Source organism: Paenarthrobacter sp. PAE-2 (assembly GCF_026013155.1).
In the GTDB taxonomy this organism is placed as follows: domain Bacteria; phylum Actinomycetota; class Actinomycetes; order Actinomycetales; family Micrococcaceae; genus Arthrobacter; species Arthrobacter ureafaciens.
The window spans coordinates 1-21,921 of record NZ_JAPDNV010000010.1 but is presented as its reverse complement, the minus strand read 5'-3'; the positions used below and the strand labels follow the sequence as shown (position 1 = coordinate 21,921).

The window sequence follows — 21,921 nt, the reverse complement described above, 5'->3', positions numbered from 1 at the left end:
TGGAGGTGCAGTGGCAATCTTTACGGACCCCATCAGGGAACACGCTGATTTCGGGCCTGGAGATGCCGAATGGCTGCACCTCCTGGTCGGTGACTGGCAGATGGTCGCCGACTTGGCATTCGCGGACCTCGCACTGTGGTTTCCGCATCCGGAGCTGGGCTACATTGCCCTCGCCCACGTCCGTCCTTCGACATCGCATACGGTGTTCCACGCGGACTTCGTGGGTGAGGGCATCCGCTCCGACCTGAGGCCCCTCGTTGAGAAGGCCTGGAACAGCCGCTCGATCGAACGCTCCAGCGAGACCAGTTGGAGCAGCGAGATGGCATTGCGGGTAGAGGCCGTTCCCATGGTCCGGAACGGCAGGACACTTGCAGTGGTTACGTCGCACATGGACCTGTCCAGTTCCAGGATGCCTTCCAGGCTTGAGCTGACGTATCGTCAGTGCGCCTACGACCTCCTGAGGATGGGAACCCTGGGTCTTTGGCCGGATTTCGCATCGCCCACCGGGTCACGGCGTGGCGCGCCGCGTGTGGGCGACGGACTCATCCGACTCGACGCGGACGGAGTGGTCCAGTACGCAAGCCCGAACGGAGTCTCCGCCTTCCGTCGTCTCGGAGAAGTGGAGTCCCTGGAGGGACGGTCGCTGGCCGAGGTCACGGCAGGGCTGCTCAAGGACCGCCGGATGGTGGACGAGACGCTCCCGCTGGTGGTAACCGGCCGGATGCCTTGGCGGAGTGAGATCGAATCCCGGGGCGTCAGCCTGTCCCTCCGGGCTATCCCTTTGCGGGACGAACAGCATCGCTTTGGTGCCCTGGTCCTGTGCCGGGACGTCTCGGAATTGAGGCGGCGCGAGATGGAACTCGTCACCAAGGATGCCACCATTCGGGAGATCCATCACCGCGTCAAGAACAACCTCCAGACTGTTGCTGCTCTCTTACGAATGCAGTCCCGGCGGATGGTCAGTGATGAGGCGAAGCAGGGACTTGAGCAAGCCATGAGGCGCGTAGCCACGATTGCCCTTGTCCACGAGACCTTGTCGCAGGGACTGACCCAGAGTGTCGACTTCGACGAATTGATTGGCAGGCAGTTCCGGCTTTCAGCCGAGGTCGCTTCTCCATCGCAACATGTCCGCACGGAGCGTTCAGGCATGTTCGGTGAGCTTCCGAGCGATTTTGCAACGCCGCTGGCGTTGGTGATCAACGAATTGGTCACCAACGCCGTCGAGCACGGGCTGGAAGGCCGAACCGGTACCGTGTGGCTCTTGGCCGACCGCACTCCCGGCGAAGGCAACGATGAGTTCTTGACGGTGACCGTCGCCGACGACGGTGTTGGACTTCCCGAAGGGCAATACACGGAAGGGCTGGGTTTGCAGATTGTTCGGACACTCGTCACGAGCGAGCTTGGCGGCTCTATCCAGTGGAGCCCGCGGGACGGCGGCGGTACCGCCGTCGAGATCGTGTTGAATCTGGCCAGGGGATAACTGACACCGTTTCCCGAAAAGCACTGATTCCCCACCGTGGTGGGCAAGAGCGGATCAAAAAGGCTCAGGCCGCGGACCATTCGGTCCGCGGCCTGAGCCTTACGTATTTCCTGTGCTTATGAGGCGCGGCGGGCGCGGGCGGCGCGTCGCTTGAGCGCGCGGCGCTCGTCTTCGCTCATGCCTCCCCAGACGCCGGCGTCCTGGCCGGACTCCAAGGCCCACTGCAGACACGTGTCCACCACGGGGCACCTGCGGCAAACGCTCTTTGCTTCCTCAATTTGGAGAAGTGCAGGTCCCGTGTTGCCGACTGGGAAGAAGAGCTCCGGGTCCTTGTCGAGGCAGGCTGCGCGATTACGCCAATCCATGCTGATCAGTCACTCCATTCGTGAGAACTAGGGGGCCCCTTGTGAAAACATTCACGAGAGGCTTCAAAGGAAAGGGGCCCGCATGGGCCCCCTTGGTCGTCTGAGTCAAGCGTTTCATGTTAACGCCTTGTAAACAAGGGGTATTCGTCGTTGAAATGCCCGGAATCCGTGAGCGATGCATCACACCAGCCGCCAGTGCCCTCACTGCTAAACGACTATCTCGGGTAGTGTGCCAGTGTGTCAAGACCTCCCGCTAACCCCGCCCAGCCGCCCCCTGACAGCAATGGAAACGAGGACCGGTCAGCTGCGGCTCCCGTAGGCCGTCCCGCTGATGGTTCCCTGCCGAAAACCAAGCGTCCTCCGGGAATCAAGGTGATTTCCGTTGTTGTACTGCTGGAAGCTCTTGCGTTGCTGACTGCAGCTGCGTGGTACGCCTTCGAGTTGCTGACGGGAGCGCCTGTGCTCACCTTCTGGGGAGCAGTGTTCACTTTGGGTCTGCTGCTGGCGTTCTCAGCCTGGCTCTTTGCGGTGGGCCATTTCTTGTTCCGCGGCTACCGTTGGACGAGGGCCGCTGCCTTGGTGGCGCAGTTGTTCGTCCTGACTATCGGGTTTCCAACGGCGACCAGCGGCTTGATCCTGCCGGGACTTGCCATGATTCTGCCTGCCCTGGCTGCCATCCTCTTCCTGTTTCAGCCAAACGTTATTTCGTTCGCGTCCCGGACTGGTGGCACCGAAGGCGCCCTCTAGCCAGTGTTCCGGTCCCCTCGGCAGGTCAAGCCCGCCCCTCGAAACGCCCGCCGGCGTAAGCCACTTGAAAGGGTATTTGGCTGGCCCCACGGATGAGGATGCCGCGGCCGGCAGGGGGATCCGATGACTCAACGTTCAGCCGTACTCCGAAAACATCGCCATCCAAGGGTGTGCGGGGGCTGAGGACAAGGCCCGACCTGGTGGCTTGCACAACCTCGGCGAACGGAAGACGGTGCAGGAGCGTCGGGGAAGTGGTAGCTGTCATGACTATCGCGCCTACTGAACCCGCCAAGCCGGCCAAGGACTGGCGCGCTTGGGGGTCCAAGGTGTCGGCGTTGTCCACCAGCAACACGGTGTCCTTATTCAAGGCTCCAAGCGACGCCGCTTCCGCGAGGTCGGTCCAGAATGCGCCGTCTCCGACGTTCTCTTCCGGGGAGATCCACGGCACAGTGGAGTTGACCGACATGAGTGTTCGCAATAATGAGGTCTTGCCGGAGCCCGGCCCGCCTAGGACCAAGGTAATGCCCCCGCGGCGGAGGGGAATAGCCAGTGGCGCGGCGTCGTCACCGCCTACGCCAAACCATGCTGCCGACACCGCGTCACCGCAGGTAGGCGGCTGCTCCGGTAATTCCTTAGTCCCAAGGAAGGCAGGAAGAGGCTGGAGGCGCAGAGGGGCAGGGGAGTCTGCAGCCAAGGGGCCGTATGGCCAGACCTTTCCGCCAGGTGTGTTTTGGAATTGGGCGACGGCACTCTTCCCCTGAACGAAGCTGCCCAGAGCCACCGCGCGTCCCGGGAGGGGATCGACGGGGGGAAGCTTCGGCCAGTGGAAAGTGGATTCTTCGGTGGCGCCGGTCGGAAAGAAAGCACGGTTCGGGATGGTCGCAAAGAACCGCGAACTGACGAGTTCGCGTTCACCGCAAATCAATACCGTCACGCCCAGAGGCGTTCCGTCCCGGATGATGTCGCGTAAGACGTCTTCTGCCCAGGCGTAAGGGCTGTTCCTGATGGCAGAGACCCACGTGCACCATCCAGCGATGATGAGCAGGATTCCCTGGCTCGCAACGGGCCCGTCGCTTGAGCTGCGCCGGTCCGCCATGAAGCTTTTTATCCGCTCAAGGACCCGTACAGCGAACGCCAATTGGTGCAGGTGTGCCACCGCGCCGTACCGGTCGGATTCAGGCAGTACCTGGAACGTGCCAGTGGCGTCGAGGATGTAGCTGTGGACTGCGGGGTCGGTAGTGACGATCCGCGCCGAGACGGCCCTGAATGCTTCAGGCATGCCGCTGCCCGTACTGCCGATCATCGCGAAGTGCCCATGCACTGACGGCGTCCACGACAACAGCTCGACTGTCTGGGCCTCGGGACGGTCGACCAGGCCAAGACCGATGCCAGGGCCGGTGCCGTGCCCACTGTGAACATCCTTGGGGGCAGTGGTCACGCCGTCACAAGTAGCGGGCCCCGGGTCCCACGGAATCTCCGTCGGCAGGGGCGGGGCAATGATTCGGCGGGGAGCGCTGCCTGCGCCCATAGTGGTTGCCGCCGCCTGAATCATTGCCACGAACGCCGGAAGACCCTGCTCCGCCAATCTGCCGCGGGGTGCCCGGTGCGGGGTGTCGCGACCGACTCCCGGATTGTCCGACCCCGGGGCAGCTTCCTCCCAGGCATCCGAATCATCGCGGTCCCGGGTGTCAGGGCCATCGAGGGCGGGCTGCACGCAGGTCTCATCCAAGTGACCGCGATGTGCAACCAGAACGGACGCGGATTGGAATTCTTCCGGCGCACCAAAGGCCCTGGCCAGGAACGCCCGACCCGGGAGGCGCACAGGGATCCCGGCAGCTGCCCCTGTCTTGATGATGTCTGTTGACTCGGCCTCTGATTGCACCCGAAGGGCAATGCTTGTGGTTACGTTGGCACGGATGTCGGCCGTAAGTGCCCCTTGGGGGCGCTGCGTGGCCATGACCAGGTGGAGGCCCAAGGAACGGCCGACGGCTGCTATCCGCATCAGCTCCCGGAGGGCTGCGGGCTCTTCATCCACCAGCATCCGGAACTCGTCTATGACCAGAACCAAACGGGGGATCGGTCCACCGGATCCCGAAGCGGGAGGGCGGTAGTCCTTGATATCGGCAACGCCCCCGGCGTGAAATGCTTCTTCGCGGTACCGGATTTCACTGCGCAGCGATTCCAGGACGCGCTTTATGCCCAGACCGCCAAGGTCGGTGACCAACCCGGCGCAATGCGGCAGGCGTTCCAGCGGCCCCAAGCCGGATCCTCCTTTGAAGTCAACGAAGAGGAACACCAATTCCTGGGGCGGGTAATTCATTGCCAGGGAAAGCGACAGGGTCCGCAGGAGTTCGGACTTGCCGGCGCCAGTGGTCCCGGCTACCAGCAAATGGGGACCGTCCATAAGGAAGTCGAAGGCCACCGGACCGTGGCCGTCCCTACCCAGAACGGCTTTCAATGTGCCGGACCCGCTGTTCTTGTGCCATCTCGAGGCAAGGCTGCGTGGACCCCTTGGGACGATTTCCTCCAAGGAACACTCATCCGGCAGCAGGTGCGGGCCGGCCTCGGCTGACGTGGCTTGTCGCGCTGAAACTGCCCGGCAGAAGCGGTCAAAGACCGGCTCGGGTACCAGGTCGGGAATGAATCTTTGCCGCGCGCCGGGAGAACCCAGAGTGGCCGATATTCCGGACGGATCCATGTCGATTGTCCACGCACTGGACCCGGCCGGGTGGACTCTTTCGTGTCTGACCACCTGCCAGTCCGCTCGAACGGCCGCCTCCACCAATGCTTCCACCCCGGAGGAACCGGCGGGAGGGGCGTTGAACACGAAGAGCCTTCCCGGCAGCCTGCCACTGCAGGCATGCAAGCCCGCCAGTGCAGCTTCAGAAGTGGCCGCCACAAGGCAGTCCTTCAGGAACCGGGCAGCAAGAGGCACGTTCGCGCCGCTGCCCAGGATGATCACGGGGACACCAACGGCTGCGGGATACGCGGCAAGCTGCATAAGCATCAAGCGGACCAGACCAGCGAAGTGGAGGGGGTCGCCGGTAACCGGAATCTGCCCCGCGGAAGGAGGCAGAGTCAGGGGAACGCCTGCCAAAGTGGGAGGGCGGAACTGAGGGTCCTCTGGAAGCAGCCGGATGTTGGCCGGAACCGAGGCCAAACCAAGGCGCAGCCAGATACCGGATGTTCTTGGACCGCCGGAACCTGGTTTCGCAACGCGGGCCAGGGCACGGCCTTCACTGTCAGCAGGGGCCGCGGCGCCACAAGCGGAATCGCCGGGACCAGCAGCAGAGGCCGGGGGCCGGGGCGTCTCCAGGAGTATCGCCGTCGCAATCCCGGCAGCGGATGGCGACGAACGATTCCGACGTTTTATGTCCTCACTCACGGCTTGGCCGAGGGCGCGGCGAAACTCGCGGCGGGCTTGTCTTCCGGAGAATGCCGCCACTGACAGGCTGACGGCCGAGATCGCGGTGAAACTCAGGAACATCCATGATCCTGTAGCCAAGGCAAGTCCGACGCCGAGGAGCAAAGGCAGAAGGCCAGTGACAAGGCCCGCCCATCGGTTGCCGCCGCCCGTGGGCCGGTGAACCTCCAATGGCTGGTGCACTGAACAGCCGGCCTCCGTACCGGGCAGTGGCACCGGTGCTTTTGAGGCGAGCAGGGAGAATATCGAATTTCCGCATTGGATGGTTGATGACGTGTTGACGGGGCCGAGGTTCGTGGGTTTCCCGTCGATCATGAGCGATGGTTCCGGGGTGGCCGGGCGGCGATTCGGCTCCGGGGAACGATTCGCCGGCAGGCGGGTCAGCGTCAAGTCCGCAAGAGAGACGTCCAGTGCTGCATGTTCGCGGGAAATGTCAGGGTCGGGGACTGAAATGTGGGCCGTGCCGCGGCCTATGAGGTTCCGTCCGCGGAGAACGGGATACATTGCCCCTGCCGCCGGGCCGGAATGCGCCACGAGAAGCATGGCCGGCGGGCTGGCCTGTGCATGACCGCCCTGACCTCCGTCCACAAGGACCGAACCGTTCACCAATGGAGGGACACCAACTACCAAGGTCCTCAAGTCTTCCCCGGCAACATGGATCCTGCCGGTTCCGTGGGTATCGGCGAGCAGCGCCGCCAGCTTCCTTCCCGGCGTCCCCTCCGGAAGGTGGATCGTGAGTTCCTTGGGCGGCCCGTGCGTGGCAGCCAGGGGACCCCGGGCCAAAGTGCACTGCAAGGGCATTGGCCGATCCTTTCGTAGTCCGGAGCAGGTTCGCCTGCTCGTCCCGACGCTACGCGGACAGCCGGCAGGCCACTACGGACGACATCTGCTATGTGGAAAACGAACGGCGGCACCGGCGGAGCTACCTTGATACGAACGCTGTGTACGTCTCCGCTAAGATGAAACTCGTTGTCCCGTGTGCTCAATGAGGAAGGACCTTCACCGGTGATAGTGGTTGCAGAGACCGCCGATGTTTCAGACGAGGCGGTAATTGGTGATGGATCCAAGATCTGGCATCTGGCCCAAGTCCGCGAGAAGGCCGAACTCGGTGCCAACTGCATCGTTGGGCGCGGCGCCTACATTGGTACCGGAGTAAAGATGGGGGATAACTGCAAGGTCCAGAACTATGCGCTGGTTTACGAGCCGGCTGATCTGGAAGCGGGTGTCTTCATAGGCCCGGCAGTGGTGCTCACCAATGACACCTTTCCGCGCGCAGTCAGCCCGGACGGAAGCCTGAAAAGTGCCCATGACTGGGAACCCGTTGGAGTCACCATCCGTGAGGGTGCCTCCATCGGTGCGCGCGCCGTATGCGTGGCTCCGGTAACCATTGGGCGCTGGGCTACCGTCGCGGCCGGGGCAGTGGTGGCCAAGGATGTCCCCGACTTCGCCCTGATGGTAGGTGTTCCTGCCAGGCGGCGCGGATGGGTTGGCAAGGCCGGCTTCCCGTTGGAACGCCGCGGTGAAAACTGGGTCTGCCCCGAGACCGGCGCCACGTATGTTGAACAGAACGAAACCCTTCGAGAGGTAGAGGCATGAGCCCCGAATTCATTCCCCCGGCCAAACCGATCATCGGTGACGATGAGGCCAAAGCCGTGCAGGCGGTGCTGGCCTCCGGGCAGCTGGCCCAGGGCTCCGAAGTTGCATCCTTCGAGCAGGAGTTTTCCCAGGTTCTCTTGGACGGGCGGGCGGCCGTAGCGGTCAACTCCGGAACTTCCGGCCTGCACTTGGGACTCCTGGCTGCGGGAATTGGTCCCGGTGACGAGGTAATTGTTCCCTCGTTCACGTTTGCGGCCACCGCCAACTCCGTCGCCCTGACCGGAGCTACTCCGGTTTTCGCGGACGTTGACCCTGACTACTACACCCTGGACGCAGCCTCCGTTGAGTCCAGGATCACCGATCGCACGGCGGCAATCATGCCCGTGCACCTCTACGGCCACCCGTTCAACGTTGATGCCATTGGGGCAGTCGCCGAAAAGCATGGAGTAAAGGTATTCGAGGACGCCGCCCAAGCTCACGGGGCATCGGTGAACGGCCGTAAGGTAGGCACCTTCGGTGACTTCGCCATGTTCAGCCTTTACCCCACCAAGAACATGACCTCCGGGGAAGGCGGCATGGTCAGCACAGGCCTGGCCGACGTCGAACGTCGCCTTCGCCTTCTGCGGAACCAGGGCATGGAACGCCAGTATGAAAACGAGCTGGTGGGCTTCAACTGCCGTATGACCAACATCCACGCAGCGATCGGCCGTGTCCAGCTGACCAAGGTTGACGGCTGGACCAAGACCCGGCAGGACAACGCAGCCTTCTTCGACGCCAATATTGAAGGCGTCACCACGCCGAAGGTCGCCGAAGGATACGAGCACGTCTACCACCAGTACACCATCCGGATTGCCGATGACCGCGACGGTTTCGCCAAGGCCCTTCGCGAGGAGTACCAGGTTGGTTGCGGTGTGTACTACCCCATTCCCAACCACCGCCTTGCGCCGTTCCAGACGTCGGACGACCTCCCGGTCACGGAAGAGGCCGCGTCCCACGTGCTCTCGATCCCCGTGCATCCCTCCCTGAGCCAGGATGACCTGGAACGCATCGTTGCTGCCGTCAACGCTGTGGCGAAGGCAGGCAGCTAGTGGCTAATCTTCGCGCAGGCCTCATTGGCTTGGGCATGATGGGCCGCCATCATGCCCGGGTTATCCGCGAGCTCGAAGGCGTCGACCTCGTCGCGGTGGCAGATTCATATGGCGATCCGCACAACGTAGCCGACGGCTTGACAGTCCATGGCTCGGTCGAGGAACTCATTGCGCAGGGGATCGACATGGCAGTTGCCGCCGTCCCCACGATTTTGCATGAGGAAGTTGCCCTGCAGCTGGCTGAGGCCGGAGTCCACTGCCTCGTCGAGAAGCCGATTGCCAATGACTCGGCGTCCGGACGCAGAATTGCTGAAGCGTTCGAGTCCAAGGGCCTCATCGGTGCCGTTGGTCACATCGAACGCTTCAACCCCTCGTTGCAGAGCCTCCGCGAGCGGCTTGAGAACGGTGACCTGGGCGAGGTTTACCAGATCAGCACGCGCCGGCAGGGACCGTTCCCGGCTCGTATTGCGGATGTTGGCGTCGTGAAGGACCTTGCCACCCACGACATCGACCTCACGGCTTGGCTGGCACAGAGCAACTTCGTCAACGTCGTGGCGCACACAACTTCCCGAAGCGGCCGTGACCATGAAGACATGGTGACTGCGATCGGCCACCTCAAGAGCGGAGTGGTCACCAACCACATCGTGAACTGGCTCTCGCCCATGAAGGAGCGCACCACCGTTGTCCTCGGTGAGCGGGGTGCTTTCATTGCCGATACGATCTCGGCAGACCTGACGTTCGTGGAGAACGGCACGTTCCAGACCGACTGGGATTCCATCGCCGCCTTCCGCGGCGTATCGGAAGGTTCGTCCACGCGCTTTGCGCTTGCCAAGCGCGAGCCGCTGAAGATGGAGCATGAAGCGTTCCGGGACGCTGTTCTGGGCAAGTCCCTGAACATCGTGACCATGGCCGAGGGCCTTGAAACCCTTCGCGTCGCGGAGGCCGTTTTGGACTCCGCAAAGTCGGGTACCGTCGTCGCGCTTTAGCGATTATCCCGGGTTCGGGTTGTGGGGGAGGCCGGCTGTTGCCGGCCTCCCTTTCCCGTTCCGGCACTGCGCCCGTGAGCGGCCGGCAGGGCCGCGGATACGGGGAACCCGCGGCTCGTCGGGTAGCCTTGACCAGTAGACGTGGGCACTTCTGTGCCCGCACGCCAATACACAGGAGAGTTTGTGAACGCTGATCTCGTCGTCGTCGGCTCGGGTTTCTTTGGCCTGACCATTGCAGAACGCGCCGCTACCGAGTTGGGGCTGAAGGTCGCGGTTCTTGATCGCCGCCACCATATTGGAGGAAACGCCTACAGCGAGAACGAAGCCAAGACAGGAATTGAGGTCCACCGCTACGGGGCGCACCTCTTCCACACGTCGAATGAGCGCGTTTGGAACTACGTGAACCAGTTCACCAAGTTCACGAAATACCAGCACAAGGTCTACACCAGCCACAAGGGCGAGGTGTACCCCATGCCGATCAACCTCGGCACGATCAACCAGTTCTTCCGCTCGGCAATGAGCCCGGCCGAGGCCAGGGACCTGATCACGGAACAGGCCGGCGAACTCGCAGGCACCGATCCGCAGAACTTGAACGACAAGGGAATCCAGTTGATTGGACGCCCGCTCTATGAGGCGTTCATCAAGCACTACACGGGCAAGCAGTGGCAGACGGATCCGAAGGACCTGCCGGCTGAAATCATTTCCCGGCTGCCCGTGCGCTACAACTACGACAACCGGTACTTCAACGACGCCTACGAGGGCCTTCCCGTGGATGGCTACACGGCGTGGATCGAACGAATGGCGGACCACCCGAATATCGAGGTCATCCTGAATACGGACTTCTTCGATGACGGAGAGTTCGGCCGCTCGTCCGTGCTGGGACAGGTACCGGTCATCTACACCGGCCCCGTGGACCGTTACTTCGACTATGCCGAAGGTGATCTTTCCTGGCGCACTATCGACCTCGAAGAAGAAGTCCTCCCGATTGAGGACTTCCAGGGTTGTGCCGTCATGAACTACCCCGACGCCGATGTTCCCTACACCCGCATCCACGAGTTCCGTCACTTCCACCCGGAGCGTGACTACACCAAGGACGCCACCGTCATCATGCGCGAGTTCTCCCGGTTTGCGGAGAAGGGCGACGAGCCGTACTACCCGGTAAACACTTCCGATGACCGCAGCAAACTGCTGGCCTACCGCGACTTGGCGCGCGGCGAGAAATCAGTGCTGTTCGGCGGCCGCCTGGGCACGTACAAGTATCTGGACATGCACATGGCCATCGGTTCGGCCCTGTCCATGTTCGACAACAAGATCAAGCCGCACTTCAGCGGCGGCGCAAAGTTGGAAAGCGGTGGAGTGGACGCATGACCGCCACGACGAACGAAAGCCAGGAGACGAACATGACGGCGACGCAAGCCGAGGCTGAAGCAGCACCCCGGGAGAGCGATCTTCGCATCGTCCAGCGGGTGGTTTTTCCTGCTAACCGCGACCTCGATACCTTGCCGCTGTACGTGGACCCGGATACCAATAAGATCCGGAAGCAGGAGGAAAACGGTGCAGCCGTCGTGCAAGCCGTGGGCATGGCCCGCAAACTGCACCCGGAAGACATCCTGGACCGCGGCTCGGTTCAGGTCCGCAGGGGCGAGCGACTCTCCTTCGGCTCCTACTTCAATGCCTTCCCGGCAAGCTACTGGCGCAAGTGGACCATAGCCACCAAAACCGTGCTCCACATTGAGACCGAAGGCGAAGGCACAGTCATCGTCTACCGTTCCAACGCCAGGGGTGCTGCCCAGCGCGTTGATTCGATCCTGGTGGAGGGCAACGCGTCGAACGACTTTGAGCTGACCCTCGCACCGTTCGGTGACGGTGGCTGGTACTGGTTCGACCTGATTGCCGGCGGCGACGGGATGACACTCAAGAAAGCCCACTGGGCCGTTGCTTCCGAAGGCCGGCCGCAGGGTAAGGTCACGCTTGGCGTGACTACCTTCAACCGTGCCGATTACTGCTTGGAAACCATTAAGGCGATTGACGCCGATTCGGGCTTGCGCGGGATCCTCGCTGAGCTGATCATCGTGGACCAGGGCAACAAGAAGGTTGCCGACGAGGACGGCTTCGACTCGGTGGCAGCCTCGATGGGTGACCAGTTGCGCATCATCAACCAAGGCAACCTGGGCGGTTCCGGCGGCTTTGCCCGCAACATGTACGAGATGCTCGTCTCGGACAAGAGCGATTACGTCATGCTCCTCGACGATGACATTGAACTGGAAACCGAAGGCGTCATGCGCGCGGTCGCCTTCGCGGACCTTTGCCGCAAGCCCACGATTGTGGGCGGCCACATGTTCGACATGTACAACAAGTCCGTCCTGCACGCGTACGCCGAGGTAGTGAACTTCTACAGGTTCCTCTGGGGACCTGTGGAAGGCCTGGGCAACCATGATTTCTCGGCTGAAGGGCTCCGCTCGACGCCGCTCTTGCACCGCAGGTGGGACGCGGACTACAACGGCTGGTGGATGTGCCTCATCCCCAAGGCGGTCGTGGAGAAGATCGGCCTCTCGCTGCCGGTATTCATCAAGTGGGACGACGCCGAGTATTCGCTGCGTGCCCGTGCCGCTGGATACCCCACCGTCACGCTCCCCGGTGCTGCCGTGTGGCACGTCTCCTGGGCAGACAAGGACGACTCCGTTGACTGGCAGGCCTATTACCACGAGCGGAACCGACTGATCGCCGCACTGCTGCACTCTCCTTTCCCCAAGGGTGGAAGGATCTTCCGGGAAAGCCTGAACACGGACATCAAGCATCTTGTGTCCATGCAGTACTACCCCGAGCAGGCCCGCCTCATGGCCCTGCGCGATGTTCTTGAGGGCCCGTCCAAACTGCATGAGCAGTTGCCCACCACCATGCCCAAGCTCAGGACAATGCGTGAAGACTTCGTCGACTCGCAGGTCAAGACCGATCCCGGTGCATTCCCGGAGGTCTTCAGGAAGCGCCCGCCCAAGAAACCCCAGACGTACAAGCAGCCCGGTGCCCTTGGCCTCCTTCCATGGGCAGTCAAGACTGTCCTGAAGCAGACCATTGCACCGGTGCGTGAATCGGCACACAGCAATCCTGAGGCACATGTCGCACACCAGGACGGCAAGTGGTGGAGCCTGGCGCACCTGGACAGCGCAGTGGTCTCAAACGCCGATGGAACAGGCGCATCCTGGTACCGGCGCGATCCGAAGCTCGTTCGCAAGATGCTCGCCGAAACGGCACAGTTGCACGCGCAGCTCTTCTCCAATTGGGAGACGCTTCGTGCCCAGTACCGCGATGCCTTGCCGGAGATCACCTCCATGGATTCCTGGCGTGAAACATTTGAAGCTTCGGAGCCCAAACAGTAGCAATGGCCGACTCGACTGATACATATGCTGTTCCCGGGGTTGGTGCCGGACTGCTGGACGTTTTCCGGCGCCGTTACCTCCTCAAACTGATTGTCCGCAAGGAACTCCGGGTCCGATACCGGGGCTCTGTACTCGGGTTGGCCTGGTCCTACGTCAAGCCACTCGTGCAGTACGTCGTGCTCTTCCTGGCATTGGGCATCGTTCTCCGGGTGGGCGACCAGATCCCGAACTATGCGCTGTATATGTTCTCCGGCGTGATTGTGGTCAACTTCTTCACGGAGGCCTTCTCCAACGCAACGCGTTCAATCGTGTGGAACGCGCCGTTGGTGAAGAAGATCTACCTTCCCCGGGAGCTCTTCCCGGTGGCATCAGTGTGGGTTGCAGCGGTGCACTTCCTGCCTCAGCTGGTCGTCCTGCTTGCCGCGGCCCTGCTCAACGGGTGGCGACCCGACGCGGTCCAGCTGTTCGGGGCCGCTCTGGGCTTTGTGATTGTTGCCGTCACGGCTACCGGCCTTGGCTTGCTGGCAGGTGCCATCAACGTCTTCTTCCGTGATGCCGAGAACATCGTCGACATGCTCATGATGGTGGTTACGTGGACTTCACCGGTCCTTTACGACTGGACCATGATCCGTCGTCTGGCTCCTGACTGGGCGCTGACGATCTACCAGCTGAACCCGGTGACGGTGGCCGTGGAGCTGTTCCACTGGGCCTTCTGGTACCCGACGGTGACCAAGCCTGTAGAGCTGCCTCCGCACTTGTTGTTGACCGGCTTCGCCGGTCTTGGCATGGCGGCCCTGTTCCTTATCATCGGCCAGCTGGTGTTCCGCCGGCTTGAGGGCCACTTCGCGCAGGAGGTCTGAGTGGGCGCCGCAATTATCGTCAAGAACCTGAAGAAAACCTTCAACCTGCGGCACTCGCATTCCATGAAAGAGACGCTGGTGTGGCTCGCGAAGGGGCGCAAAGGGGACCTCTCCAAGAAGTTCGACGCCCTTCACGACGTCAGCTTCGAGATCCAGTCCGGCGAGACAGTGGCCCTGCTGGGGTTCAATGGTTCAGGCAAGTCCACGCTGCTGAAGCTGATCTCCGGCGTCATCCTTCCGGACAAGGGCACAGTCCGCACGAAGGGAAGGGTCGCGGGCCTCATTGAGGTCGGCGCTGGATTCCACCCTGATTTGTCCGGTCGCGAGAACGTGTTCCTGAATGCAGCCATCCTTGGGATGACCGAAGACGAAATCAACGCCAAGTTCGATGAAATCGTGGCGTTCTCGGAGATTGAACAATTCATCGACACTGAGGTGAAGTTCTATTCCTCGGGTATGTTCCTCCGCCTCGCGTTTGCGGTGGCGGTGCACACCCAGCCGGATATCTTCCTCGTGGACGAAATCCTGGCTGTCGGTGATGAGCCCTTCCAGCGCAAGTGCCTGGCCAAGATCAAGCAGTTGTCTGATGAGGGCCGCACACTGGTAGTGGTGAGCCATGACCTGGATATGATCTCCCGCATTTGTGACAGGGGAGTGGTCCTTTCTTCCGGTACCGTCCAGTTCGAAGGTCCAGCGGACCAGGCCGTGGCCTGGCTGAGGGATCGTAACTAACCGGCCTCCAAACGCCAAAAGTCGTCTGTCAACGGATGGCTAGTGGAAGCATCTAAGAAAGGCGACCGTAGGAATGGGTATCGGCCCGCTGCTGTTGTGTGTACTCCTGATTGTCGTGTTGTGGTGGGGGCCGGGCTGGCTGCTTGGTGAAGCACTGGGAATTCGTCGCACCGTCCTGCCTGTCGTGGCGCCGTTGCTCGGAATGGGAGCCCTGACAGTCATTGGCGTCACCGGCCATTCCCTGGGAATGAGCTGGCAGCTCCTGCCCGTTGCCGGAGTCCTGCTGCTCTTGGCAGTCGTGCTTTTCGCCCTTCGGATCTTCCTTGAGCGAAGATTCCCGGAAAGGTTCGGCACGCACGATCCGGGTCGCGCCGGGCTCTTCGGGAAGCACCACATCGCCGGGGCCTGGTGGATCCTGCTGGCCGGACTCGTGGCCGGCGGTACCGTTGCGGCGGGCTCCTGGACCGTGGGCACGGAAGGCCTCCTGGGCATCAACCAGGACTGGGACATCCCGTGGCACGCGAACATGATTCGCCTGATTTCGGTAAACCATGAATGGGACCCGGGGATTGCCGGCAACTTCGCCTACTACGACACCTCCATACCGGAGGCTCCGATTCGAAGCTACCCCATAGCTTTCCATGCATTGCTTTCCCTGGTTTGGCCGTTTACCGGGGTCAGCCTCCCCGTCTTCCTCAATGTGTTCGTCCTGGTCATGATGGCCGTGCAGTTGCCTTTGAGCACCATGGCGCTAACCATGGTGTTGACCCGGCGGCCGATCGCGGTTGCTGCAGCAGGCGCGGTGTCAGGCTGGTTCACCGTCTACCCGTATGACCTCCTGTGGCGTGGGCCGTTGATTCCTTTCTTTGCCGGGATGGTCCTGGTGGGTCCGTTCGCGTTCCTGGCCATCAAGGGCGCCCTTGAGCGACGATACTTCTGGATCCCGGGCATCTCCTTCGGGGCCGTAGGCCTCATTGCAGTCCACCCCTCCTTGGCGTTCGTGGTCCTGCCGCTCCTGATTTTCTGGTTCTTGTCAGCCTTGGTCAGGAGAAAGGGCCGGGTTCTGGGGATCACGGTCTACCTGGCCGTCGCCGGGGTGTTGGCTGTTGTGTTGGGCTTGCCCATCATCCAGCAGATGCTCAAGGAGTCCGAACGTGTCTCCAAGATGATGTGGGCCCCGGATACCGACCGTAACGGCGCCATCCAAAACATCATCTTCCTTCACCACGGCTCCATCGCCATGCCCGTCCTGACTGCACTGGTGGCGTTGGGGTGCCTTGCGGTCGTTTTCAGGATCCGCATGTGGTGGTATTTCGGACCCGTTCTTGCTTTCGCTTTCCTCTCGGTTTACACGATGGGTAGCGAGAGCCCCCGCTTCCTGAACCTGACGGCGCCGTTCTATGACGACCAATGGCGGATCTTCGGGATTCTGGTCATGCTGCTGGTTCCTTTGGCAGGGTTGGGTGTTGCTCAGGCCGCGGAGGCAACTGAGTGGGTGGTCCGCAGGGTCCGCGCCCGTCGGCAGTCCCCTGAGGCCGGACACGATGTTCGACGGCGGCCCAGTCGCCTTGTGGCTGTGGCAGCGGCGTCGGTGGTCCTGCTGGCAGCAGGTATTGCTGCCATTCCCTACTTCAAGCAGAATGCCGAACGCATCAATATCAACACCAAGGTGGACGGTCCCACGTTGAGCGTCGACGAAGTGGATCTGTTGAGCAGGATGGACCAGTACGTGCCCGAAGAGGCCACTGTCCTCAACGACTCCTGCGACGGCTCCGTGTGGATGTACGCCCTCGGAAACCGGATGCCCATGATCCGGCACTTCGAGATCCTGCCGACCAACCGGCAATTGCTGGTGCTGCAGAAGCTCCCGGAGCTGGCCACGGATGCAGCAGCGCGTGAGGCTGCGGCTGAACTCGGCATCGAATGGGTCTACATTGCCGATGGCCGGATCCGCGCGTGGGATGAGCCCAAAGAGGGTTTGACCCAGCCGGACTCCATTCCCTACCTGCAGCTTGTTGCCCGCGAGGGCAATGCGGCACTGTACAAGATCGACTGGGCCCAACTGCCCGGTGGCAAAGAAGCCTTCGATGCGGCCGCCAAGGATCGCGTCCAAGTCGATGGCGTTCCGGGAATCCTTGAGAACCGGAACCCTGACGGCATCGCCCCGCTTGGAAGGATCTGCTGACAATGAAGGCTTTCATCACCAAGTTCTTCACCTCCAGCCTGTTCCGGTTCCTGCTGATCGGCGGGCTCAGCTTCCTGGTTGACCTGGGGCTGCTGGCTCTCTGCTTCCAGGTCTTCGGTTGGCCGCTGTGGCTCGCCACGGGCGCAGGTTTCTGGGGAAGTTTCTTCTTCAATTACTTCTTGCAGCGCCACTTCGCCTTTGGCGGGGGCGGGACGGCCTTGGGCGGTGTGCTCCGGTACTCGGTCCTCTTGGTTTTCAACACCCTGGCCGTCATGGGAATCGTTGAGCTTTTCCAGTTCCTGGGAGCCGGCTACGTCATCGGTAAAGTAGTGGCGACAGCCGTGACCATGGGCTGGAACTACTTCATCTACAAGCACTGGATCTTTCCGCACAAGAAGCCTGTGCCGGATGCCGGCCACAAGTCCGGTGGAGTGTCCGGAACCGACGCACCACCACAGAACCTCACACCAAAGAGCAGCGAAGGATAAGCGATGTATCGAGGCGTTCGAATAGCCGCGGTCGTACCGGCCTACAAAGAAGAGAACCACATCGGCCAGGTCATCAAGACCATGCCGGATTTCGTCGATCACATCGTCATTGTCGATGACTGCAGCCCCGACGACACTTCGGGAGCTGCCCGGCGCGCCGATGACGGACGCGTGACGCTCATCCGCCATGAAGTGAACCAGGGTGTTGGCGGGGCTGTCCTGACGGCCCACAAAGCCGCAATGGAATTGGGCTCGGACATCAACGTGGTCATGGCCGGCGACGCGCAGATGGATCCGGAGTACCTGCCCCAGCTGCTGGACCCGGTGGTTGACGGCTACGGTTTCGCCAAGGCCAACCGCTTCTTCTCCGGCGAGTCCTTTGCCGGAATGCCCGGTTACCGGATCTTCGGCAACATCGTGTTGTCCTTCATGACCAAGTTGGCTTCGGGGTACTGGCACATCTTCGACCCCCAGAACGGTTACACGGCCATCCGGACCGAGGTCCTCCGTCGGCTTCCGATGAATAAAGTGGCGGCCCGCTACAGCTTTGAGAACGACCTCCTGATCCACCTCAACATCCTTGATGTCCCGATCGTCGACGTTCCCATCCCGGCCGTGTATGGAAATGAAGTTTCCAGCATCAAGCTGCGGAAGGTCATTCCCGAACTTCTTGCCATGTTGTTCGGCGGCTTCTGGCGCCGTGTCTGGTGGAAGTACATGGTGTGGTCCTTCTCAGCCGTTGCCTTGCTTCTCATCGCGGGCCTGGCGCTGATCGTCATGGGCCTTGGTGTCGGTGCCTGGGTGCTCGCGGCCAGCGTCGGTTCTCCGACGGCGGGGTCGGTGATGCTTGCTGTGGTGCCCTTTGTGCTGGGTGTGCAGATGTTGCTCGTTTCCTTGCAACTGGACATTCAGGCAAGTCCCGACAGGCCAACGATGCATCCCATGAAGGAACGTGCCTGACGCCGTAACAGGCTCCACGACAGCGAAAGGCCCGGACACACTGTGTGTGTCCGGGCCTTTCCTATCCGCCGGGTTACGGTTCGGCGGGGATCGCCTGCCAGGGCGTCATGGAAGGGAAGTAAATCCTCCCCAGCCCCAACCGACCTGGCTCCTTGGGAGCCAGCCGGAGGTTCCGTTTCCGGGGTATAGGAAGAGGCTGCCGCCGGAATCACGGGCCAGAACGTCGTTCTTGCCATCCCCGTTGAAGTCGCCAGGGCCGAGGATCGCCGTCATGGAATTCCAACCGCTTCCCACTTGTACACGGCTAAGCCAGCCTCCGGCGCCGTTGCCCGGGTAGAGCCACAGCAGTCCGGACGTATCCCTTGCGAGGACGTCGGTTTTGCCGTCCCCGTTGAAGTCACCCGTGCTCAGGATGGCTGACATGACGTTCCATCCCGTGCCCACCTGCGAGACGGTACCGAAACCACCGGTGCCGTTCCCCCTGTAGAGCCTCAGAATGCCCGACGAGTCCCTGGCCAGCAGGTCGGCTTTCCCATCGCCGCTGAAATCACCGGGTGCGATGATCATGGTCATTCCGTTCCACGCCGTCCCGGCTTGGACGCGTGGCTGCAGACCGCCGCTGCCGTTGCCGGGGTAGAGCCACAGAACGCCGTTGGAATCCCGCGCCAGGATGTCGCTTCGGCCATCGCCGTTGAAGTCCTTGGTGGGCACAATCGATGTGAGCGAGTTCCAACCGGTCCCGATCGAACGCTGTGTGAGCCAACCGCCGGAGCCGTTTCCGGGGTAGAGCCACAGCGTGCCGCCATTGTCGCGTGCCACGACGTCGTTCTTGGCGTCGCCGTTGTAGTCCTTCCATGTATTGGAGGGAGGCACGGTCACTGTGTAGGCCTGGGTGACGATCGCGGAACTGTTGTTCGCTGGATCAACTGCAAAGTACTTCAGTGTCATCGACGACGTTAGCGTAATGGGGCTGGAGTACTTGTGGGCGGCCGTTGCCGTGGGGTTGGTGCCGTTCGTGGTGAAGTAGATGCTCGATCCTGCTTCGTTGGCCGTCAACGTGATCTGCTGGTTCGCCGGGTAGCTTCCAGCAGGTGGGTTGACGGTCACCACGGGAGGCGTCGTATCGAGGACCGTGTAGGTCCGCGTGGCCACCGCTGACGAGTTGCCGAAGGCGTCCACTGCCAAGGCTTTGACCGTTGTGTTCCCGGTGATCGCGAACGGAGCAGCGTAGGCCTTGGTGCTTCCACCCGCCGCCGTGCCTGGGTTGGACCCATCCGTTGTGTAGTAGATGGTGCTGCCGGACTCGCTGGCCGTCATGGTGACCAGCTGGCCCGAGGCGTAAGCTCCGTCAGCCGGGGTGATGGTCAACGACGGAGCAGTGTTGTCCAGGACGTAGGCCTGCGTAGCCACTGCTGACGAGTTGCCTGCCGTGTCCCGCGCAAAGTACTTCAGGGTCATGGTGGTCAGGGGGATTGGTCCCGAGTACACCGGACTGGAGGCTGTTGGCGTGCTTCCGTCCGTGGTGACGTAGATGCTCGAGGCTTCGTTGACCGACAGGGTGATGGTCCTGTTGGGACCGTACGTTCCTGCCGGGGGGTCCACCGTGACAACCGGCGCCGCAGTATCCGGCGCGAAGACCGTCACCGTTCGGGTGGCCGTGGAGGTGTTCCCTGCCTGGTCACGGGCTTCGACCGTGAACGTCGCCGGGCCACTCGGAACATCCGTGTACGTCTTGGGCGAGGTGCACTCCGTGAAGGCGTTCGATCCCAGCTTGCACCTGAAGCCTGCCACGTCGCTTGATGTGGAGGCAAAGACGAACGACGGCGAGAGGCCCACCGTTGCTCCCTCTGCCGGTGAGGTGATGCTGACCTGGGGTGCCGTCAGGTCCGCCGTGACCGTCACAGCGGCATCAGCGCTGACGTTGCCGGCCCTGTCCGTCGCCCGGACCCTGATGATGTGCTGGCCGGCGGTGGAGAGGGTCAACGTCTGCGCGTTGGCGCAGGGCGTGAACGTGGTTGTGGAATCGATGGAACAGGCCAGGACTGAGTCAGCCTCCGAGGTGACCCCGAGGACCGGCGATCCATTGACCGTTGCTCCTGCAGCGGGGGACGTAATGACGGGGGCTGCAGGTGCCGTCAGGTCGATGGTGAATGACCTGGAGACCGGCGTCCCCGACGGAGCGGCCCGGACAGAGAACGTGTAGGCGCCTGCCGCCAAGGCGGTAGAGGGCGTAAACGTTCCGTTGGTGCAAACCTGCCAGACCGGGGTGGCAGTGCTCAACTGGAGGCTGCATTCCAGTGCTCCTCCCGGCGGCGTCGAGGCCACAGTGAAGGTAGGCGTGGAGTCGTTGGTGAAGGCCGGGTTCGGTGCCTGGCCGCCGTTTGCGGCGGTCGGACCGCTAACGATGGACGGAACAACACCGCCAAGGCTCAAGAGCCTGCCTTTTTGGGTCGGCTTGGCCGTCTCCAGCTGGCCGGGGTCTTCCATCACCAGCAGCTTCCCGTCACGAATGTGAAGCCCGCCGATCTTGCTGAAGCCCAAAGCCCACTGGTTGTCCACCGTGTCTGTGCTCAGGTCGATCCGGGAGATGGTGTCTTTGCCCGCATCAGCTGTTGTGGTGCCGCCGCCCGTACCGGTGTACAGGACGAGGGGTGACTCCCAGTCGTAGTAGATGGCCGTCGGCTTGCCGACGTTGTACAGCGGCGAGGGGACATAGTTGGTGAGATCCCCGTCATCGGGTGCGGTGAAGACTGTCAGCCCCGAGGTTTCAGCGACATAGACCACGACGTTACCGGCGCTGTTGCGGTGCGTGGCGGCCAGTCCCAAGGCACTTGAGTTAACGGAGGCTATGTTTTCGATACTCGGATGCAGCGCCGTGGGGTCCACGATCTTGAGGATCATCCTGGCGTTGGCGAACGACAGGTAGATATTCCCGTCAGGGCCGTCGCTGGCCGCATTCGGGCGAAGGTCGCCGTCGAAAATGGTCAGGCGGCTGTCGTACTCGAAGACACTGCTTCCGGAGTTCCACGAAGCACGCACCACTTCGGAACTTCCGACGGCGGCATCAGGAATGAAAGCGATCTCGTCACCGCTGCCCGGATTCCCCGGCGTCGGGTCCACCATCGCAGGGGCTCCCGGAAGCTTCGCTCCGTCATCACTTCCGGCCAGGGTGCCCCCAAGGCAGGTGTTGGTTTCCAATCCGCCCGTAACAGCGCCGGCAGTCTCCGTGACACGGCAAAAACCGGCCCTGGCATCGGAGACCCAGATCCGGCCATCCGGATCGACGATGGATCCGGCTGCCTTGGTGAGGCCTACTGCCAGGGTCTGGCGCGCCTGGTCGGCTGCCGCGGGTCCCGCCCCCGCCAAGCCGGCGAGGCTCGCCGTGGCAAGGCTGGCCGCGGCCACCAGGGCTGTGAGCTTGCGACGGCGGCGTCCGTCGCCGGCGTTGGCCCGATCAGGGCGCGGGAGGGTCTTATGAGAGGTTCTTGAGCGACCGGCGAGTGCAAGACATGCCAAACCAAGCTGAAGAACACTGCGATTGCGCGTGTCCACCGAGGGATCCCCACTTCATTCGGATGCTCCCCAGCTCCGCATGCATTGGTTATTCGCCCCACGCCGTTTCCGGCTGCGTCT

General features: G+C 62.2%; 15 protein-coding genes. 12 read left to right on the top strand and 3 right to left on the bottom strand.

The window, feature by feature from the left end:
- Positions 1-10 precede the first annotated feature (10 nt).
- Positions 11-1,480: a sensor histidine kinase gene (locus tag OCL88_RS08485; RefSeq protein ID WP_021471878.1), complete on the top strand. Its 1,470-nt coding sequence runs from the start codon at positions 11-13 to the stop codon at positions 1,478-1,480.
- A 116-nt stretch (positions 1,481-1,596) separates the two neighbouring features.
- Here the strand turns inward: OCL88_RS08485 and OCL88_RS08480 are convergent, their stop codons facing one another.
- A complete protein-coding gene (locus OCL88_RS08480) occupies positions 1,597-1,845 on the bottom strand; it encodes a WhiB family transcriptional regulator (protein ID WP_003804966.1) in 249 nt (82 codons plus the stop codon).
- A gap of 237 nt (positions 1,846-2,082) precedes the next feature.
- Between OCL88_RS08480 and OCL88_RS08475 the strand changes: the two genes are divergently transcribed.
- Positions 2,083-2,592 (top strand): hypothetical protein, encoded by a 510-nt coding sequence (locus tag OCL88_RS08475; RefSeq protein WP_316560299.1) that lies wholly within the window; start codon positions 2,083-2,085, stop codon positions 2,590-2,592.
- A gap of 25 nt (positions 2,593-2,617) precedes the next feature.
- Here OCL88_RS08475 and OCL88_RS08470 read toward each other — a convergent pair whose 3' ends face one another.
- Complete coding sequence (locus OCL88_RS08470; RefSeq protein WP_264962226.1) at positions 2,618-6,817, bottom strand: FtsK/SpoIIIE domain-containing protein; 4,200 nt, start codon at positions 6,815-6,817, stop codon at positions 2,618-2,620.
- Positions 6,818-6,994: 177 nt separating this feature from the next.
- Here OCL88_RS08470 and OCL88_RS08465 point away from each other — a divergent pair, with 177 nt between their 5' ends.
- From OCL88_RS08465 to OCL88_RS08420, 10 genes are all read left to right on the top strand, one after another.
- Positions 6,995-7,612 (top strand): acyltransferase, encoded by a 618-nt coding sequence (locus OCL88_RS08465; RefSeq protein WP_201434887.1) that lies wholly within the window; start codon positions 6,995-6,997, stop codon positions 7,610-7,612.
- The gene (locus tag OCL88_RS08460) at positions 7,609-8,700 is read left to right on the top strand and encodes a DegT/DnrJ/EryC1/StrS family aminotransferase (protein ID WP_201433421.1); all 1,092 of its coding nucleotides are present in this window, start codon (positions 7,609-7,611) and stop codon (positions 8,698-8,700) included. Before OCL88_RS08465 ends, OCL88_RS08460 begins: the two co-directional genes overlap by 4 nt.
- Positions 8,700-9,686: a Gfo/Idh/MocA family protein gene (locus OCL88_RS08455; protein WP_021471883.1), complete on the top strand. Its 987-nt coding sequence runs from the start codon at positions 8,700-8,702 to the stop codon at positions 9,684-9,686. The genes OCL88_RS08460 and OCL88_RS08455 overlap by 1 nt, the downstream gene beginning before the upstream one ends.
- 183 nt (positions 9,687-9,869) lie before the next feature.
- The gene (gene glf / locus OCL88_RS08450) at positions 9,870-11,054 is read left to right on the top strand and encodes a UDP-galactopyranose mutase (protein WP_021471884.1); all 1,185 of its coding nucleotides are present in this window, start codon (positions 9,870-9,872) and stop codon (positions 11,052-11,054) included.
- Complete coding sequence (locus OCL88_RS08445) at positions 11,051-13,063, top strand: glycosyltransferase (protein WP_021471885.1); 2,013 nt, start codon at positions 11,051-11,053, stop codon at positions 13,061-13,063. The genes glf and OCL88_RS08445 overlap by 4 nt, the downstream gene beginning before the upstream one ends.
- A gap of 2 nt (positions 13,064-13,065) precedes the next feature.
- The gene (locus OCL88_RS08440) at positions 13,066-13,923 is read left to right on the top strand and encodes an ABC transporter permease (RefSeq protein ID WP_021471886.1); all 858 of its coding nucleotides are present in this window, start codon (positions 13,066-13,068) and stop codon (positions 13,921-13,923) included.
- Positions 13,924-14,655, top strand: a complete 732-nt coding sequence (locus OCL88_RS08435; RefSeq protein WP_021471887.1) for an ABC transporter ATP-binding protein — start codon at positions 13,924-13,926, stop codon at positions 14,653-14,655. It abuts the gene before it with no gap.
- Between the two features lie 73 nt (positions 14,656-14,728).
- The gene (locus OCL88_RS08430; protein WP_166183315.1) at positions 14,729-16,840 is read left to right on the top strand and encodes a DUF6541 family protein; all 2,112 of its coding nucleotides are present in this window, start codon (positions 14,729-14,731) and stop codon (positions 16,838-16,840) included.
- 2 nt (positions 16,841-16,842) lie between these two features.
- Complete coding sequence (locus OCL88_RS08425) at positions 16,843-17,328, top strand: GtrA family protein (protein WP_021471889.1); 486 nt, start codon at positions 16,843-16,845, stop codon at positions 17,326-17,328.
- A gap of 3 nt (positions 17,329-17,331) precedes the next feature.
- Complete coding sequence (locus OCL88_RS08420) at positions 17,332-18,288, top strand: glycosyltransferase family 2 protein (protein WP_021471890.1); 957 nt, start codon at positions 17,332-17,334, stop codon at positions 18,286-18,288.
- A 105-nt stretch (positions 18,289-18,393) separates the two neighbouring features.
- Here the strand turns inward: OCL88_RS08420 and OCL88_RS08415 are convergent, their stop codons facing one another.
- Entirely contained in the window at positions 18,394-21,840 is a 3,447-nt protein-coding gene (locus tag OCL88_RS08415; RefSeq protein ID WP_264962225.1) for a chitobiase/beta-hexosaminidase C-terminal domain-containing protein, read from the bottom strand.
- Positions 21,841-21,921 lie beyond the last annotated feature (81 nt).

Excerpts from the sequence above, each read along its gene's own strand:
- OCL88_RS08480 (WP_003804966.1), bottom strand. The coding sequence starts at position 1,845 with ATGGATTGGCGTAATCGCGCAGCCTGCCTCGACAAGGACCCGGAGCTC.
- OCL88_RS08470 (WP_264962226.1), bottom strand. The coding sequence starts at position 6,817 with ATGCCCTTGCAGTGCACTTTGGCCCGGGGTCCCCTGGCTGCCACGCAC.
- OCL88_RS08460 (WP_201433421.1), top strand. The coding sequence starts at position 7,609 with ATGAGCCCCGAATTCATTCCCCCGGCCAAACCGATCATCGGTGACGAT.
- OCL88_RS08445 (WP_021471885.1), top strand. The coding sequence starts at position 11,051 with ATGACCGCCACGACGAACGAAAGCCAGGAGACGAACATGACGGCGACG.
- OCL88_RS08440 (WP_021471886.1), top strand. The coding sequence starts at position 13,066 with ATGGCCGACTCGACTGATACATATGCTGTTCCCGGGGTTGGTGCCGGA.
- OCL88_RS08430 (WP_166183315.1), top strand. The coding sequence starts at position 14,729 with ATGGGTATCGGCCCGCTGCTGTTGTGTGTACTCCTGATTGTCGTGTTG.
- OCL88_RS08425 (WP_021471889.1), top strand. The coding sequence starts at position 16,843 with ATGAAGGCTTTCATCACCAAGTTCTTCACCTCCAGCCTGTTCCGGTTC.
- OCL88_RS08420 (WP_021471890.1), top strand. The coding sequence starts at position 17,332 with ATGTATCGAGGCGTTCGAATAGCCGCGGTCGTACCGGCCTACAAAGAA.